This window comes from Phycisphaerae bacterium (genome assembly GCA_012729815.1).
Classification (GTDB): domain Bacteria; phylum Planctomycetota; class Phycisphaerae; order JAAYCJ01; family JAAYCJ01; genus JAAYCJ01.
In genome coordinates this window covers 1-14615 of sequence record JAAYCJ010000115.1, presented here as the reverse complement: position 1 = coordinate 14615, position 14615 = coordinate 1, and the positions used below count along the sequence as shown (strand labels likewise).

The 14615-nt window shown below is 62.9% G+C and carries 16 protein-coding genes; 9 read left to right on the top strand and 7 right to left on the bottom strand.

The genetic code is table 11. The features are described from left to right. The coding region (locus tag GXY33_08265; protein NLX05123.1) for a hypothetical protein at positions 1-430 on the bottom strand (430 nt) is incomplete at its 3' end. Between the two features lie 71 nt (positions 431-501). Continuing rightward, positions 502-1266 carry a PEP-CTERM sorting domain-containing protein gene (locus GXY33_08260; GenBank protein NLX05122.1) on the bottom strand — a complete coding sequence of 255 codons (765 nt, stop codon included), beginning with the start codon at positions 1264-1266 and terminating at the stop codon, positions 502-504. A gap of 229 nt (positions 1267-1495) precedes the next feature. Here GXY33_08260 and GXY33_08255 point away from each other — a divergent pair, with 229 nt between their 5' ends. The 4 genes from GXY33_08255 to GXY33_08240 are packed head-to-tail and all read left to right on the top strand — an operon-like array spanning position 1496 to position 4704. Then, positions 1496-1681: a hypothetical protein gene (locus GXY33_08255; protein ID NLX05121.1), complete on the top strand. Its 186-nt coding sequence runs from the start codon at positions 1496-1498 to the stop codon at positions 1679-1681. Positions 1682-1695: 14 nt separating this feature from the next. Continuing rightward, entirely contained in the window at positions 1696-2115 is a 420-nt protein-coding gene (locus tag GXY33_08250; GenBank protein NLX05120.1) for an archease, read from the top strand. A gap of 56 nt (positions 2116-2171) precedes the next feature. Further along, positions 2172-3632 (top strand): RtcB family protein, encoded by a 1461-nt coding sequence (locus GXY33_08245; GenBank protein ID NLX05119.1) that lies wholly within the window; start codon positions 2172-2174, stop codon positions 3630-3632. 4 nt (positions 3633-3636) lie between these two features. Then, positions 3637-4704, top strand: a complete 1068-nt coding sequence (locus tag GXY33_08240; GenBank protein ID NLX05118.1) for a hypothetical protein — start codon at positions 3637-3639, stop codon at positions 4702-4704. A 130-nt stretch (positions 4705-4834) separates the two neighbouring features. On the opposite strand, the gene pnp is transcribed toward GXY33_08240, so the two are convergent. The 3 genes from pnp to GXY33_08225 form a co-directional block, all read right to left on the bottom strand. After that, positions 4835-7078, bottom strand: a complete 2244-nt coding sequence (gene pnp, locus GXY33_08235; protein ID NLX05117.1) for a polyribonucleotide nucleotidyltransferase — start codon at positions 7076-7078, stop codon at positions 4835-4837. Between the two features lie 108 nt (positions 7079-7186). Then, positions 7187-7459, bottom strand: coding sequence for a 30S ribosomal protein S15 (rpsO, locus tag GXY33_08230; GenBank protein ID NLX05116.1), 273 nt, complete (start codon positions 7457-7459; stop codon positions 7187-7189). Between the two features lie 42 nt (positions 7460-7501). Next, positions 7502-7903, bottom strand: a complete 402-nt coding sequence (locus tag GXY33_08225; GenBank protein ID NLX05115.1) for a response regulator — start codon at positions 7901-7903, stop codon at positions 7502-7504. Positions 7904-8225: 322 nt separating this feature from the next. On the opposite strand from GXY33_08225, the gene GXY33_08220 reads away from it, so the two are divergent. From GXY33_08220 to GXY33_08200, 5 genes are all read left to right on the top strand, one after another. Beyond that, entirely contained in the window at positions 8226-9353 is a 1128-nt protein-coding gene (locus GXY33_08220; GenBank protein NLX05114.1) for a HAMP domain-containing histidine kinase, read from the top strand. Continuing rightward, entirely contained in the window at positions 9350-10756 is a 1407-nt protein-coding gene (locus GXY33_08215) for a sigma-54-dependent Fis family transcriptional regulator (GenBank protein NLX05113.1), read from the top strand. Before GXY33_08220 ends, GXY33_08215 begins: the two co-directional genes overlap by 4 nt. Positions 10757-10809: 53 nt before the next feature. Further along, positions 10810-11202: a HEPN domain-containing protein gene (locus GXY33_08210; GenBank protein ID NLX05112.1), complete on the top strand. Its 393-nt coding sequence runs from the start codon at positions 10810-10812 to the stop codon at positions 11200-11202. After that, on the top strand, positions 11175-11516 hold the full coding sequence (locus tag GXY33_08205) for a nucleotidyltransferase domain-containing protein (protein ID NLX05111.1): 342 nt from the start codon (positions 11175-11177) through the stop codon (positions 11514-11516). The genes GXY33_08210 and GXY33_08205 overlap by 28 nt, the downstream gene beginning before the upstream one ends. A gap of 169 nt (positions 11517-11685) precedes the next feature. After that, complete coding sequence (locus GXY33_08200) at positions 11686-13056, top strand: aspartate aminotransferase family protein (GenBank protein NLX05110.1); 1371 nt, start codon at positions 11686-11688, stop codon at positions 13054-13056. A 48-nt stretch (positions 13057-13104) separates the two neighbouring features. On the opposite strand, the gene GXY33_08195 is transcribed toward GXY33_08200, so the two are convergent. Together GXY33_08195 and GXY33_08190 are read right to left on the bottom strand one after the other, a co-directional pair. Continuing rightward, on the bottom strand, positions 13105-14115 hold the full coding sequence (locus GXY33_08195; protein ID NLX05109.1) for a prolyl oligopeptidase family serine peptidase: 1011 nt from the start codon (positions 14113-14115) through the stop codon (positions 13105-13107). Between the two features lie 276 nt (positions 14116-14391). Then, a partial coding sequence (locus tag GXY33_08190; protein NLX05108.1) for a hypothetical protein occupies positions 14392-14615 on the bottom strand: 224 nt, incomplete at its 5' end.

The window sequence follows — 14615 nt, the reverse complement described above, 5'->3', positions numbered from 1 at the left end:
CTAGTTCCCGCAGCCGCCGATCGATATTCTCCCAATGACTCCCCGACCAATACGCCTTTCCGCACCGGCGACACTGGAAGAACCGCTCCGAGTTGCGGAACGCTCCCGGCGGCACCCGCGCTCGGGCCTCCTCACGGTCCAGAGCCGCTAGTTCGCCTCCACAGGCCATGCAGCGGGGTCTTTGGCGGCGAAGTGACAGCGTGTTCAACACGTACGCCGTCTGCTTGTGCCGGGGCAGATCGGGAGGGACAAACAGAGCCCGCACTTGGCCGCGCACCACCACATTGCGCTTCAGAATCCCCGTGTCGGCGGTCAAAACGATCAGGTCGTTTTCGCGGGCCAGGTCGATCAGTTCCGAATCCGGAATGCCTTCCTGCCAGAAGGTGTCATAGCCGGCCCCGCGAAGCCATCGGGCCAGCGCGCCAAACATCGCATCGCACGCGAAGCGCACGGAGGAGGAATGGTGGTCAGAGGGTTCTGATGGGTCGGTCCGATCCGGATTTACCGGCCGATCCGTCGCCACAGCAGGGGAATACCACCCAACGCCAGGACCAGCAGCGTCGACGGCTCGGGGGCCGCGGCCGCCGTCGGCTCCGGCTGGGCTTCGATCGTCGCTCCGGCCAGCAGGTCGGCGGCCAGGTCCGACTGGATGAAGTCGCCCAACACGATCGCGTCGAACGCCCCGCCCGGAATGTACGTTCCGAACGCGTTGTACAGGATCACGTTCACCAAATCCAGCAACAGGTGCCCCTGGATGTCGATCGGCCCGACGTTGAAGTCGATCGGGGCTGAATCGTCGAGAATCCCGTTGGTCACCGTCGTGCCCCGGCCCACAATGTTCATCTCCAGCGTGTAGAACCCATAGCGGTTCACCTTGAAGTTCTGTTCGATGTTCAGCAGGCCGTCATCGACGGAAATCTCGTTGATCCCGTCCCACTCCACCAGTTGGAAGGCCAGACCGCCCGGCGTGCTCAGCGAATAGCTGATCTCGTCGATCCCGCGATGCCCGATTGTGAACTGGCCGTCCAGGGCCCCGTTCAGCGTCATCTCCACGTTGCCGAAGTCGTAGGTGCTGTCCACGAAGGTGCGGCCGAAGTCCACCACCCAGCCGTCCTGATAGATGTCCCGCTGCACGCGAGGAAACAGCCCGGCGTAGTACAGACCATTGAGCACGTCCATCGGTCCCGGCACGTCCGCTTTGACCACCGGGGTCGAAACCAGCACCAGCGCCGTCAACGCCAACAGATATCCCGCACGTCGGCTCATCACTGTCTCCTCCTTCCGATTTGACCGCCAGCCCCTATGATACCGTGACCACGGCGGTCTGTAAATAACTTATCGACAGCTTCCGCCGCCAGGCTTAGGCCGCCTCGACGCCCGGCCGCCCCAACGACCGATAATCCAGCAGCCGTCTGATAATCCCACTGGCGGAACCGCCCCGCCTGATCTATAATGCTGTTTTGTCCAGGCCTGATCCGCGAACGGGAGCTAACTGATGAGAATCCAATGGCGTCTGTGCAAGGCGGCCTTGATGGGCATGGTGGTGCTGTGCGGCTGCCAGACCGGCGACCTCCAGCAGGCGACGGCGGCCCAGCTCGAATCGGCCCTGCTGTCCCTGATCAACCAGGCGGTCAGCCAGGTGGTCTACAATCTGTTCGATCTGCCCACCGCCGCTTTCTGAGCGAAGGGGGCGACATGCGGGGGAACATCGAGGTCATCGAGCACACCGCCGACGTGGCGCTGAGAGTCCAGTCCCAAAGCATGCTGGAGCTCTTCGAGTTGGTGGCGAGGGGCTTCTACCAGATTGTCGGCCGGGTCGAGGGCCGCGACAGTCCCCGGCAGGAGGTTGTGGAGCTGGCCGCCTCCAGCTACGAAGACCTCCTGCACGACTGGCTGGCTGAGGTCCACTACTGGCTTGACGTTCGCCAAACCGTCTTCGACGAGATCAGCTTCACCGCTTTGCATGAACGCGGACTGATCGCCGAAGTGACCGCCTGCCGCTTCGACCCGAAGCGCTCACGCATTCGCACCGAGATCAAGGCGGTCACCTACCACAACCTCGAAATCCGGCAGGAGGATGGCCTGCTGACCGTGACCGTCGTCTTCGACGTCTAGACCTATAATTGTCCGGTGGGACCGGGACTCCCGGTCAGAGAGCAGGAGATGGTCCAATGACATCCGCGTGGCATGGGCCGCTGGAACAACTCGATCCCTGGCGGTACCGCATTCCCATCGGCTACAAAGACGGGATGCGGGTGCCCGGCCGGATCTATGCCTCGCCCGAGTTGATCGGTCAGATCAAGCAGGACCAAGCCCCCGAACAGGTCGCCAACGTGGCCACGCTGCCCGGAATTGTCGGCGAGTCCCTGGCCATGCCCGACATCCACTGGGGCTACGGGTTCTGCATCGGCGGCGTGGCCGCGACCGATCCTGAATCGGGCGGCGTCGTCAGTCCAGGTGGGGTCGGCTACGATATCAACTGCGGCGTCCGCCTGCTCCGGACCAACCTCCAAGCCAAAGACGTTGACAAACACAAGGAAAAGCTGATCCGCGAGCTCTTCGCCACCGTTCCGGCTGGCGTCGGCAAGGGCGGCAAGTACAGATTCAAAGTCGCCGGAATCAGGGACATTCTCGAAGGCGGGGCCAGATGGGCGGTTGGTGAAGGACTGGGCTGGCCGAGCGACTTGGACTATTGCGAGGCCGGCGGCGCGCTCGATGGCGCCGATCCCGACGCCGTCTCGCAGCGGGCCTGCGAACGCGGCAACGATCAATGCGGCACCCTCGGCAGCGGCAATCACTTCCTGGAGCTTCAGGAGGTACAGGAAATCATCGACCCGCACACAGCCGAGGTCTTCGGCCTGGACCGCGGACAACTGGTGGTGATGATCCACTCCGGTTCGCGAGGCCTGGGCTACCAGGTCTGCGACGATGCGATCAGAGCCCTGCGCGACCTGCCCGCCAGACACGGTATCACGCTTCCGGATCGCCAACTGGTCTGCGCCCCCGTCAACAGCCCGGAAGGGCAGCGGTATCTGGCCGCCATGCGGGCCGCCGCTAACTTCGCCTGGGCCAACCGCCAACTCCTGATGCACCAGGTCCGCGAGCTCTTCGCCGGATTCTTCAGCCGCTCCGCTGAGGATCTGGGCATGGAACTGATCTACGACGTGGCCCATAACATCGCGAAAATAGAACAGCACACCGTCGACGGCCGCACCATGACGCTCTGCGTCCACCGCAAGGGAGCCACGCGGGCCTTTGCGGCAGGCCATCCGGAACTGCCGACACGCTACAAGTCCGTCGGCCAGCCGGTCATCATTCCCGGCGACATGGGCCGGGCCAGCTATGTCCTGGTCGGCGCCGAAGGCGCGATGCGGGAGACCTTCGGCAGCGCCTGCCACGGAGCCGGACGCGTCATGTCCCGTTCCGCCGCCGTCAGATCTGCCAAGGGCCGCTCCATCGCCCGTGAACTCGCCGATCAGGGCGTGATCGCCCTGGCCCGCGACCGGGAAGGGCTGGCCGAAGAGCAGCCGCAGGCCTATAAAGATGTCTCACTCGTGGTCAAGGCGGTCGCCGGAGCCGGACTGGCGAAGATCGTGGCAAGAAACAGGCCTTTGGCCGTGATTAAGGGCTGATCGAATGAGCAGCGTGCAACATGCGGCGGTAATCCTGGTGCTGTCGATGATGGCGGCGGTAGGGGGGTGCGGTGCGGTCATCCTCGACCCGCCCGAAAAGGAAATCACCGAAGTTGAACCCAACGACGACTTCGCCCAAGCGCAGGTGCTGACCACTCAGCCGGTTGCTTCCGGACTGATCGAAGGCACGCTCTCGGACAGCGGCGATGTGGACGTCTACGACATCGGCGCCATCGAAGCCGGCCAGAAGATCAACATCTACTGGAAGACCGAAACTTGCGACCTCAGCGAGTCGGTGACCATCGCCCTCTTCGACGAGGATGACGAGATCGCCCGGCTCGCCCGGGGCACGGGTTGCTCGCTTAACGCCAGCCGTGTGTTCTCCCAGTACCTGTTCAAGACCGGCCGATACTACCTGGCCGTGGCCTACACCGATCAGATCGGCCGCGACCCCGTCGATTACACCCTGCGTTTCACGATTGACAAGGCGGCGTTCATTCCCAAACATCAGACCGTCTACCTCAACTTCCACGGCGACCAGGACGTCTACGTCGCCGGCCTGAGCATCGCGATGCTTGCTCCCTTCTCCGACGTCTTCGGCGACCTGCGGGCTGAGGAGTTGGCCGATTGGATCGTCGACTCCGTGCGGGCCGACTACCAGGGGCTGGACGTGGACATCCTCAGTTCCTACGAGCAGCAGACGCCGTCGGGCGACTTCACGACGGTCCACGTCGCCGGCACCCGTTCCGACAACGACTACTATGGCTTGGCCGACTCGATCGACTGGTACAACGAGGAACCCGACGACAACGCCATCGTTTTCGGCTCAGCCTTCGACTACCCCAGTTGGAGCGACGCCGAAATCGCCCAGGCCGTGGCCAACGTCGTCTCGCACGAGATGGGCCACCTGCTCGGCCTGATCCACACCGAGGACAACGCCGAACTGATGGACCGCATCACCCCGTCCTACCTGCTGATCGAGGACCAGGAATTCGGCCGGGCCCCGCTCTCCGACTTCCCCATCGGATGGCAGGACGCCCTCGAACTCCTCCAGTACATCCTGGGGGTCTGATCCCAATCTCCCGGAAGCGGGACGGGGCCCTTCCCGCGTCTCGCCACGTGGCGGGCTCTTTCGCGCATAAAAAAACCGGAAAGGCCCAGCCCTTCCGGTTCTTGTCTCTATCAGCAGGTGTCGCTTGACGCTAGCGCCGTCCGCCGCGGTCGCCGCCGCGTCCGCCGCGATCGCCTCCGCGTCCACCACGGTCGCCGCCGCGTCCACCACGGTCGCCGCCGCGTCCGCCGCGGTCGCCGCCGCGATCACGGCCGCCGCCGCCCGCCGGCGCCATCTGCTCGGACCCGGGCGAGTCGATCGCCCGCTTCGAGAGCTTCACGCGGCCCTGATCGTCGATCCCGATCACCTTGACCGTGACCGTATCGCCGATGCTCACCACATCCGTGACCGAGCCGACGTAACCGTCCGCCAACTCGCTGATGTGGCACAGGCCGTCCTGGCCCGGCAGCACCTCGATGAACGCGCCGAAATCCTTGATCGAAACCACCTTGCCGGTGTACGTCTTGCCCACCTCGATCTCCTCGGTGAGCTGCTCGACCATCTCGCGGGCCTTGTACGCGCCGTCGCCGCCGCGGCTCGAAATGTAGACCGTGCCGTCGTCCTCGATCTCGATATTGGCCCCGGTCTCGTCCTGAATCTTGCGGATCATCTTGCCGCCCGGCCCGATCACCGTACCGATCTTCTCCGGGTCGATCTTGATCGTCAGCAGCTTCGGAGCGTACTCGGAGATCTCCGGCCGCGGCTGATCGATCGTCGCCAGCATGATGTCCAGAATCCGCATCCGCGTCTGTTTGGCCCGATCGAATGTCCCGCGGATAAGGTGCATCGGTATCCCGCGCATCTTCAGATCCAACTGGATGCCCGTGATCCCGGACTTGGTGCCCGCGACCTTGAAATCCATGTCGCCGAAGTGGTCTTCCTCGCCGATGATGTCGGTCAGCAGCAGCTCGGTGTCGCCTTCCTTGACCAGCCCGATGCTGATGCCCGCCACCGGCTCGCGGATCGGCACGCCCGCGTCCATCAACGCCAGAGTCCCGCCGCACGTGCTCGCCATCGAACTCGAACCGTTCGACTCGAGAATGTCCGAGACCAGCCGAACCGTGTACGGGAAATCCTCCACCGACGGCATCACGTTCGCCAAACACCGCTCCGCCAGCGCGCCGTGGCCGATCTCGCGACGGCCCGGACCCCGGATCGGCTTGACCTCGCCCACGCTGAACGGCGGGAAGTTGTAGTCCAGCATGAACTTCTTGCTGTATTCCTCAGCCAGGCCGTCGACGATCTGCTCGTCTTCCGTGGTGCCCAGCGTGGCCACCACGAGGGCCTGCGTCTCGCCGCGGGTGAACACCGCCGAACCGTGCGTTCGCGGCAGCGTGCCCACCTCGCAGGTGATCTCGCGAAGCTCCTCGGCCTGACGGCCGTCCGACCGGCGGCCCTCGATGATCTGACGCCGAACCACCGCCTCCTCGAACTCCTCGAACGCCATCGACGCGATCTTCTTCAGCGTCTCGGCTTCCGGATTGTCCTCGGGGGCCAGTTCCTCGAACGCCTTCTCCTTGACCGCGTCGACCGCCGCGTTCCGCTCCTGTTTGCCCTTGATCTGCTTGGCCTCGACCAGGGCCCCGGTGTACTTCTCGCGAAGCGCGTTGAGAATCGCTTCGTAATGCTCCGGCGCGCCGGGCGCCTCGATCTTGACCGGATTGACCTGGGCGACCAGTTCCTCGATCATCTCGCAGATCGTCGTGATCACGCCATGGCCCATTTCGATCGCCTGGAGAACCACCTCTTCCGAGGTCGGCTCGGCGCCCAGCTCGATCATGTTGACGGCGTCCTTGCGCCCCGCCAGCACCAGCTCCAGCGACGAAAACTCCGACTGGCTGTGCAGCGGATTGACCACCAGCTCGTCCTTCACCCGGCCGATCCGAACCGCCCCGATGGGCCCTTCGAACGGAATGGGCGAGACGGCCAGCGCCGCCGACGACGCGATGGCGGCCAGAATATCCGGATCGTTCTGCTGATCCGCCGAGAGCACCATCGCCTGAATCTGGACCTCGTCCCGGTAAAACTTCGGGAACAGCGGCCGGATCGGACGATCGATCATCCGCATCGTCAGAATCTCTTTGTTCGTCGGACGCCCCTCACGCTTGATGAAACCGCCCGGAAACTTGCCCGCCGCGTACGTCTTCTCGCGGTAGTCCACCCACAGCGGGAAAAAGTCCAGCATCTCCCGAGGCGCCGAAAACACCACGGCGGACAGCACCACCGTGTCCCCGTAACGCACCACCGCACTGCCGTGCGACTGGCGGGCCAGCCGCCCCGTCTCAATCGACAGGGTCCGACCCGCAATTTCACGTTCCACCCGAAAAACTGGCATCATTGTACTCCTACAGATTCACATCACATACTCACCCCGCGGGCATACGCGATGAACGGCGCACCTACGTGTTCACAGCCCCGCCTGACCCACGGTCGGTTCGTCCCGTTACTTCCGCAACCCGACTTCCGCGATCACCTTCTGATAACGCTCCAGGTCCGTCTCACGCAGGTACTTCAGCAGCGAACTGCGCTTGCCGACCATCTTCATCAGCCCCCGCTGGGAAGAGTGATCCTTCTTGTGCTGCCGCATGTGCTCGGTCAAGTGATTGATCCGGGCCGTCAGCAGGGCGATCTGGACCTCCGAGGAACCGGTGTCGCCTTCGTGTCGCCGATGCGACGCAATCGCTTCGCGTTTCTTGGCTGTGATTACTTCCGACATCGTTTCTTACTTCTCCGCTTGCACATCTCTATAGGGTTCTTACTACTTACTCTTCTTCTCAATCTGCAGCAGCTTCGAGATCGCATCCGTCAACCGGTCCATCCGGAACGGCTTGTTCAGGTACTCATTGACCCCCAGGCTCTGAGCGTACTGCTTGTGACGCTGGCCCGGATTCGCCGTCACCATGATCACGTACGGCTTCTCGCTCTTCTGCTGCTGGCGCCGCGATCGTATCCGCTCCATCACCAGGAATCCCGACTTCCGCGGCAGCATCATGTCCAGCACCACCAGGTCCGGCTCGACCTTCTCCACCTTGTCCACCGCCTGGTTGCCGTTGGTCGCCCGCTCGATCTTCACGTCGAACTGGCGGATGGTTGCCTCCATCGCCGCCAGAATCTCTTCGTCGTCATCCACCAGCAAAATCGTCTTCTTCTCTTCCGGCATCGTGCATCCTCTTGATAAAAGGTAAACTGATAGTATAAAACGCCGGATTCGGAAAGTCAATCAGTCCGGAGGGACTTTTTGGCCTGTCACAGCTCGTCTGCAACGCTACAAGCATCGGCCCCACTGCTGATGAAAGCAAGCCAAATCTTGGGACTTTCAGACCCATCCCCGCCTCCGACATAATCGACCTACTTACTAGTTATTCAATAGGGCTTGACTCTGACTCCGTTTCTGTACGTTCAGCCGTCCCATTGCTTTGCCGATGTCACCAATGAGTCCGAGTGGGCTCAAAGGCCCTGCGCGCATGACCGGGCAGATAAGCATGGATAAGGCATCCAACGTCCAGAATAGACACTGGCTGACCCTCCTGGAGCAGATACTATCGGATCTGCCGGGATGGGCGTGCCTCATTGACGATGACCGTCGCGTCGTGGTGGCCCCCTGCGCAAAGGGACAGGCCGACCGCGACTGGCTTGGACCAGCCGGGCGGCTGGGTATGGTGCAGGGACCGGAGGTCAGCATCGACCTGGACGGCATGGCGGCCGAGTGCCTCCAACGCAAATCCGCCGTGGTCCTCGAAAACGTCGCCGTCGGCTCAGCCGGAACGCTGCGCCGCATCGACGTACGGATCACGCCGGCCCCGATGGGATCGGCGACCTGGGCCTTTGTCTACCTCGCCGAGCGGCTGGATCAGGCGGAACTGGCCGTTCAGCAGACCCGCGAGCAGAGCCTGGCCTCGCTGACCGGTCTGGCCGCCAGGATCGCCCATGAAGTCAACAATCCGCTGGATGGGTCGATGCGATACATCAGCCTGGCCCTGCGCCGCCTCGAACAGACTCCCGACGACGGGACGGCCAAAATCGAGGAGTACCTCGGCTCGGCCCAGGACGCCCTCGGCAAAATCCAGCAGATCTTATCGGACCTGGCCAAATTCGCCCGCAGCGGCCAGTCGTCCATCGGGAATATCTCCGTCAACGAACTGGTCGAGCAGGCGGTCAAAACCATGCTCCTTCGCGCCGAATCGAGGCGAATCCAGATCGTCACCGCCCTGTCCGACCGTCTGCCCGAAGCCGGCGGGCCGCGGCTTTACCAGGTCTTCTGCAATCTCATCAAGAACGCCATCGACGCAATCGACGAACGCCGGCGGCGAGACCCAGACTGCCCGTCCATCATCAACATCCGGACGTCCGTGGAAGGGGGGTGCGTGAGGGTCAGTGTGGAGGACACCGGCTGCGGTCTGCCGGAGAATCCCCAGCGGATCTTCGAACCGTTCTACAGCACCAAGGGCGACCGCGGCGGCGCCGGACTCGGACTGGCCATCGCCCGCGAAATCGTCGAGGAGCAGGGCGGCAGCCTCTCCGCCGGACCGGGACGCGACGCGGGCGCCAAATTCGTCGTCGAATTGCCCGCCGCCACGCCGGCCTTGCAGAGGGAAAGGATGTCGCGATGACCGTGCTTGAAGCCAACGAACGTGCGAGTGCTGCGACGGCAACGATTCTCATCATCGACGACGACCGCATCATCCTCGACTCCCTTGGCGAATTCCTTCGGCTTGAAGGCCACGACGTCCACGCCGCGGGGAGCTTCGACGCCGCCCGCGAGGTGCTCCAGGACAACCCCGTCCAGATCGTCATCACCGACCTGAACATGCCTGAGCACGATGGACTTGACGTGCTCCGCTACATTCGCCGACAGCATCCCGAAGCGGTGCCCATCGTCATCACCGCCTTCGGCTCGATCAACTCCGCCGTCGAGGCGATCAAGCTCGGAGCCTACGACTATCTGACCAAGCCCGTCGTCGACGACGAGCTCCGCATCGCCATCGAACGGACCCTCAAACAGCAGGCCCTCCAGGCTGAGAACCTCGCCCTCCGTCAGCAGCTCCAGCGGCGCGACGGCCTGGGCGAACTCGTCGGCCGCGACCGCAAGATGCAGCGGGTATTCGAACTCATCGAGGCCGTCGGCCCGACCTCCACCACCGTCCTGGTCACCGGCGAATCCGGCACCGGCAAGTCCATGGTCGCCCGCGCCCTCCACCGCCACGGCGACCGCAGCGACGGGCCGTTCGTCGAGGTCAGTTGCGGCGCACTGCCCGAAAGCCTCCTCGAAAGCGAGCTCTTCGGACACCTCAAGGGCTCGTTCACCGGCGCCCTGGCCGATAAGCAGGGGCGGTTCCTCGCCGCCGACGGCGGTACCATCTTCCTTGACGAAATCGACAGCGCCACGCCGGCGCTGCAGGTCAAACTCCTTCGCGTCCTTCAGGAGCGGCAGTTCGAACCCGTCGGCGGCAATCAGACCCTCGACGTGGACGTCCGCGTCGTCGTGGCCACCAACAAGGACCTGCGAAAACTCGTCGAGCAGGGGACCTTCCGTCAGGACCTCTACTACCGGATCAACGTGGTCGGCATCGCGCTGCCTCCGCTCCGCGAGCGCCTGACCGACATCCGCCCGCTGGTCGAGCATTTCCTCGCCCGGTTCCGCCACGAGCACCAGCGCCCCGTCGACCGCATCGACGCCGAAACCTACAAACGCCTCGAACGTTACTCGTGGCCGGGTAACGTGCGCGAACTCGAAAATGTCATCGAACGGGCCGTGGTCCTGGCCCGGACCCAGACCATTCAGCCGGACGATCTGCCGCCGGAGATCCTGGCCGAAATCCCCGCTTCGCCATCCGCCGCCGTCTCTCCGGCCGCGGACCTTCCCTTCGCCGACGCCCTCGCCGACGCCGAAAAACAGATCATCCTCCGCGCCCTGGATCGCCACCGGTGGAACCGACAAGCCACCGCCGACGCCCTCAAAATCTCCCGCACCACCCTCTTCCGAAGAATGCGAGACCTGGGCCTGAGCCATTGAAATGCTCGCTGTCATGTCGTACAATTAATGCATTATCGGGCTAGGATGATCTGATGAATCTGCATCAGAAAGTCAGGCAATGGGTGGAACGGGCAGCCTATGACCCGAATGCGGCGCAGGTCATGCATTTGGGCGGGAGGTACCTGTACGTGGCGTTCTTGTGCCAGCAGGCGATCGAGAAACTTCTCAAGGCCATCCATCTGGCCAAGAATGAGCAACTCGCGCCGTACACTCATAACCTTCTCCGGTTGGCCGAGATTGTCGGGCTTCCCGAGGATGCGGAACGGGACGCCCTTTTCGGACATCTTCAGCGATATTACATTGAATCCCGGTACCCGGACGAGATCGGTGAAGTCCTGCATGAATTGGATGAGGAACACAGCGCACAAGTCTTGGCTGAGACAAGGAGATACTTTCAGTGTCTCGAACGACTGACGACGACATGAAACGCCTTAGGCGGTATCTCGACTCAATCCTCGATCAGTTCCGCTTCGAGCGAGTCCTGCTGTTCGGGTCGCGCGCCCGGGGTGTTAGCGGTGAGGCGAGTGACTTTGACTTGGCCTTCTTCATTCGTGACTACAGCTACTGGAGGGCTCACGATTTGGGCGTTCACCTGCTCCTGGCTTCAAGAGGCTTTGGCCTCGATATCGAGCCGCACATCTATCCGGTCGAAGCCCTGACCGATGATAGCCACCTGTTTGTTCAGCAGGAGATCCTGCCACACGCGGTCGTCCTTTACCCGGAGTCGGCGGCGGCATGAGCGTTGGCCCGAGTTTGGCCGCTTGCTGTTCCGGAAGACGCTGACAAAACTTCTTTAAACCGCTTGCACTCCCCGCCCCGCGTTGGTAGATTACCGTTCTTTATGGTCAGTATCAGCCTGCCTCATGCAGCGGCTGCGATGGTTCGGTGAACTGCACAGGAGAAATGTCATGGCCAAGGTATTCCCCCTCGAACCCCGACAGGTCAAGAAGGTCGAAACCAAACACCGCCGGATCCTTACCCCGATCCCCGTTCCCGAATCGCTGCCCATCATGGAGCAGCTGCGCGCCTGCGAACCGCACTGCATGGAAGGCCAGCCGCCGATCGTCTGGGACCACGGCGAGGGATTCTACGTCTTCGACCGCTGGGGCAACAAGTGGATCGACTTCAGCTCCGGCGTCCTGATCACCAACGCCGGCCACGGCCGCAAGGACATCGTCGACGCCGTCGTCGAACAGGCCGCCAAGGGCCTGCTCACCAGCTACTGCTTCCCCAACGAGCCCCGGGCCAAACTGGTCAAAAAACTGGTCGACGTTGCGCCCGACGGCATCGACAAGTGCTTCCTGCTGTCCACCGGTTCCGAAGCCGTCGAATGCACGATCAAGCTCGCGCGGACCCGAGGCGCCCAGATCGGCGGCGATCAGAAAATCGTCATCGTCTCCTTCGAACGGGGCTTCCACGGCCGCACCCTCGGCTCCCAGCAGGCCGGCGGCATTCCCGCCCTCAAGACCTGGATCAAGAACCTCGATCCCGGATTCGTCCAGGTTCCCTTCCCGGACGGCTTCTACACCAGGGACACGAGCTTCGAGCTGTTCGAAAAGACGCTGCGCGAAAAGGGCGTCGACCCCGACCGCGTGGCCGGCGTGATCGGCGAGACCTACCAGGGCGGCGGCGCCGATTTCGCCCCGCCAAAGTACATGCAGGAGCTTCGCCGCTGGTGCGACCGTCACCGAGCCGTCATGATCGCCGACGAAGTCCAAGCCGGCTTCGGTCGTTGCGGCACGTTCTGGGGCTTCGAGCGCTACGGAGTCCTGCCCGATCTGATCTGTTGCGGCAAGGGCATCTCCAGTTCGCTGCCCATCTCCGCCGTCCTCGGCAAGACCGACATCATGAACCTCTACGGCCCCGGTTCGATGACCAGCACGCACACCGGCAACCCCATCTGCTGCGCAGCCGCCCTGGCCAACATCGAGCTGATCCTCAAGGAACGGCTGGTCGATAACGCCGCCGCCGTCGGCGAGGTCCTCCAGAGCGGCGTCTGCGAACTGCAGGGCAAGTATCCCAAACACATCGGAGCCGCCCACGGCCGCGGCCTGGTCGCCGCTTTGCAGATGGTCAAATCCGGCACCGAGCAGGCCGATCCGGACGCCGCGTGGAATATCGTTCGCGGCTGCATCGAACGCGGCGTGATGTTCTTCGCCCCCGTCGGCTTCGGCGGCAACAGCGTTAAAATCTGCCCGCCCCTCTGCATCACCGAAGAGGCCGTCCTCGAAGCCCTCCGCGTCATCGACGAATCCATCGCCGACGCCATCAAAGGATAAACGCACGGGAAATGGACAACCAGAGGGCTTGCCGGACGGAAGCCTCTCTTACTGCGTGGCCACCTGCCGCGGCAGCACGTGCACCGTCTTGGCCGCCTCAAACCGGCGGTTCGCCGGGCTGATCACCTCGAGCGACACCACGTACTGATCCGGTTTGTAGAGCGTCGCGAAGAGCGTCGGCTCGGTCCCCTGAAGCTTGCCGTTGATGTACCAGGCGAACCGGTATTTGTCGTAGTCCCGCCGATCGATGTCCGGAAGTTTGGCCCGAAAGTTCACCCAGAAGGGGGCGATCCCTCGTTCGTAGCTGGCTACGATTTCCACGGTCTCCGCGGCCTTGGCCGTCCCGCCGTGGCTGGCGAAGAAAGCCGCAGCCAGGTCCGGCACCCGCTCATGCCCGCCCCCGCGGACCACGTCCACCTTCACCGGAATCCCACGCTTCTTGTACCACTCCACCGCCTCCGCCGACTCCTTCCGCACCACCGGGATGTCGTTGCTGCCGTAGTAGATCATCACCGGCGTCTGACGCTCCTCCAACTTCTTGATCTTCGCCGCCGGAATCTTCTCCATCGCCTCCAGCGAAAAACAACTCCCCCGCGCGCACAGCCCAGCGAACAACTCCGGATTGTTGCCCACGATGTAGTGCAGCAGATACCCGCCCGACGACCAACTCGTCGCGAAAATCTTGGTCTCATCCACGCTGCAACGCTTGATCAAATCCTGAAGAATCCGCACCACGATCCGCTCGTCTTTCTGAACGCTGCTCTTGGCAACGTTCTTGAGCGGATACTCCATCAACAGATCCGAATTCGCCAGGTCCGGAGCCACCACGATCATCTTGTACTTGTCCGCCACGCTTTCCCACTCCAACTCCTGCGACTCGGCGTGGTCGAAAGGCTTCATCCCATGCAGGCTCAACACCACCGGCCAGACCTGCGACGGCGTGTAACCCTCGGGCAGATAGATGTAATACGCCCGCTTGCTCTGCGGCTCCCTCAGCAAGAACCGCGTCCCCTCGCCGCGAGGCTGAGGCACCACACAGCCCGAAACCAGCGTGCCCACAAATAAACCAACTAATATAAAAGCAGTTTTCCTGTGATTCATCGTGGAGTTCTTTCCCGAGCCTTCGCCTGTCTGGTGTATTCCCAACCCCATATCCTCCATGACGTCTTCACCCGGCTCCGCCGGTTTCACAGCCTCTGTCGTCGAAAGCAGATTGTATCTCCCTTATCGTCCAAACTCCAACTCCAGTTGCAGAGTTCCGATGCCAACAGGGGGTGAATTATAAGCAGCAATGATGCTTCGATTAAAACACTTGGCCTTGGTCGGTCCGATCCGTCAGAGCGACTCAAGTCCCCGGAAATCCGCTTCCGTCATTCCCCAGTTCGCGAAGATGCACAGGCCGTTGGCGCCGCTTTCGAGTGCCACGCCGACCTGGGCCAGAAAGGCCTCCGTCGAAAGCCGGCCGCACGACCAGGACTTGGCCACCCCCGGTAGATACCGGACCGGCGTCGGCGCCAGCAGCCGCTGGTGCTCCGTGACGAACGCCTCGAACTCCGCCT

What these genes read in the sequence shown, in the direction of transcription:
- GXY33_08260 (NLX05122.1), bottom strand. Translation starts at nt 1,266, where the DNA reads ATGAGCCGACGTGCGGGATATCTGTTGGCGTTGACGGCGCTGGTGCTG.
- GXY33_08255 (NLX05121.1), top strand. Translation starts at nt 1,496, where the DNA reads ATGAGAATCCAATGGCGTCTGTGCAAGGCGGCCTTGATGGGCATGGTG.
- GXY33_08250 (NLX05120.1), top strand. Translation starts at nt 1,696, where the DNA reads ATGCGGGGGAACATCGAGGTCATCGAGCACACCGCCGACGTGGCGCTG.
- GXY33_08245 (NLX05119.1), top strand. Translation starts at nt 2,172, where the DNA reads ATGACATCCGCGTGGCATGGGCCGCTGGAACAACTCGATCCCTGGCGG.
- GXY33_08240 (NLX05118.1), top strand. Translation starts at nt 3,637, where the DNA reads ATGAGCAGCGTGCAACATGCGGCGGTAATCCTGGTGCTGTCGATGATG.
- pnp (NLX05117.1), bottom strand. Translation starts at nt 7,078, where the DNA reads ATGCCAGTTTTTCGGGTGGAACGTGAAATTGCGGGTCGGACCCTGTCG.
- rpsO (NLX05116.1), bottom strand. Translation starts at nt 7,459, where the DNA reads ATGTCGGAAGTAATCACAGCCAAGAAACGCGAAGCGATTGCGTCGCAT.
- GXY33_08225 (NLX05115.1), bottom strand. Translation starts at nt 7,903, where the DNA reads ATGCCGGAAGAGAAGAAGACGATTTTGCTGGTGGATGACGACGAAGAG.
- GXY33_08220 (NLX05114.1), top strand. Translation starts at nt 8,226, where the DNA reads ATGGATAAGGCATCCAACGTCCAGAATAGACACTGGCTGACCCTCCTG.
- GXY33_08215 (NLX05113.1), top strand. Translation starts at nt 9,350, where the DNA reads ATGACCGTGCTTGAAGCCAACGAACGTGCGAGTGCTGCGACGGCAACG.
- GXY33_08210 (NLX05112.1), top strand. Translation starts at nt 10,810, where the DNA reads ATGAATCTGCATCAGAAAGTCAGGCAATGGGTGGAACGGGCAGCCTAT.
- GXY33_08200 (NLX05110.1), top strand. Translation starts at nt 11,686, where the DNA reads ATGGCCAAGGTATTCCCCCTCGAACCCCGACAGGTCAAGAAGGTCGAA.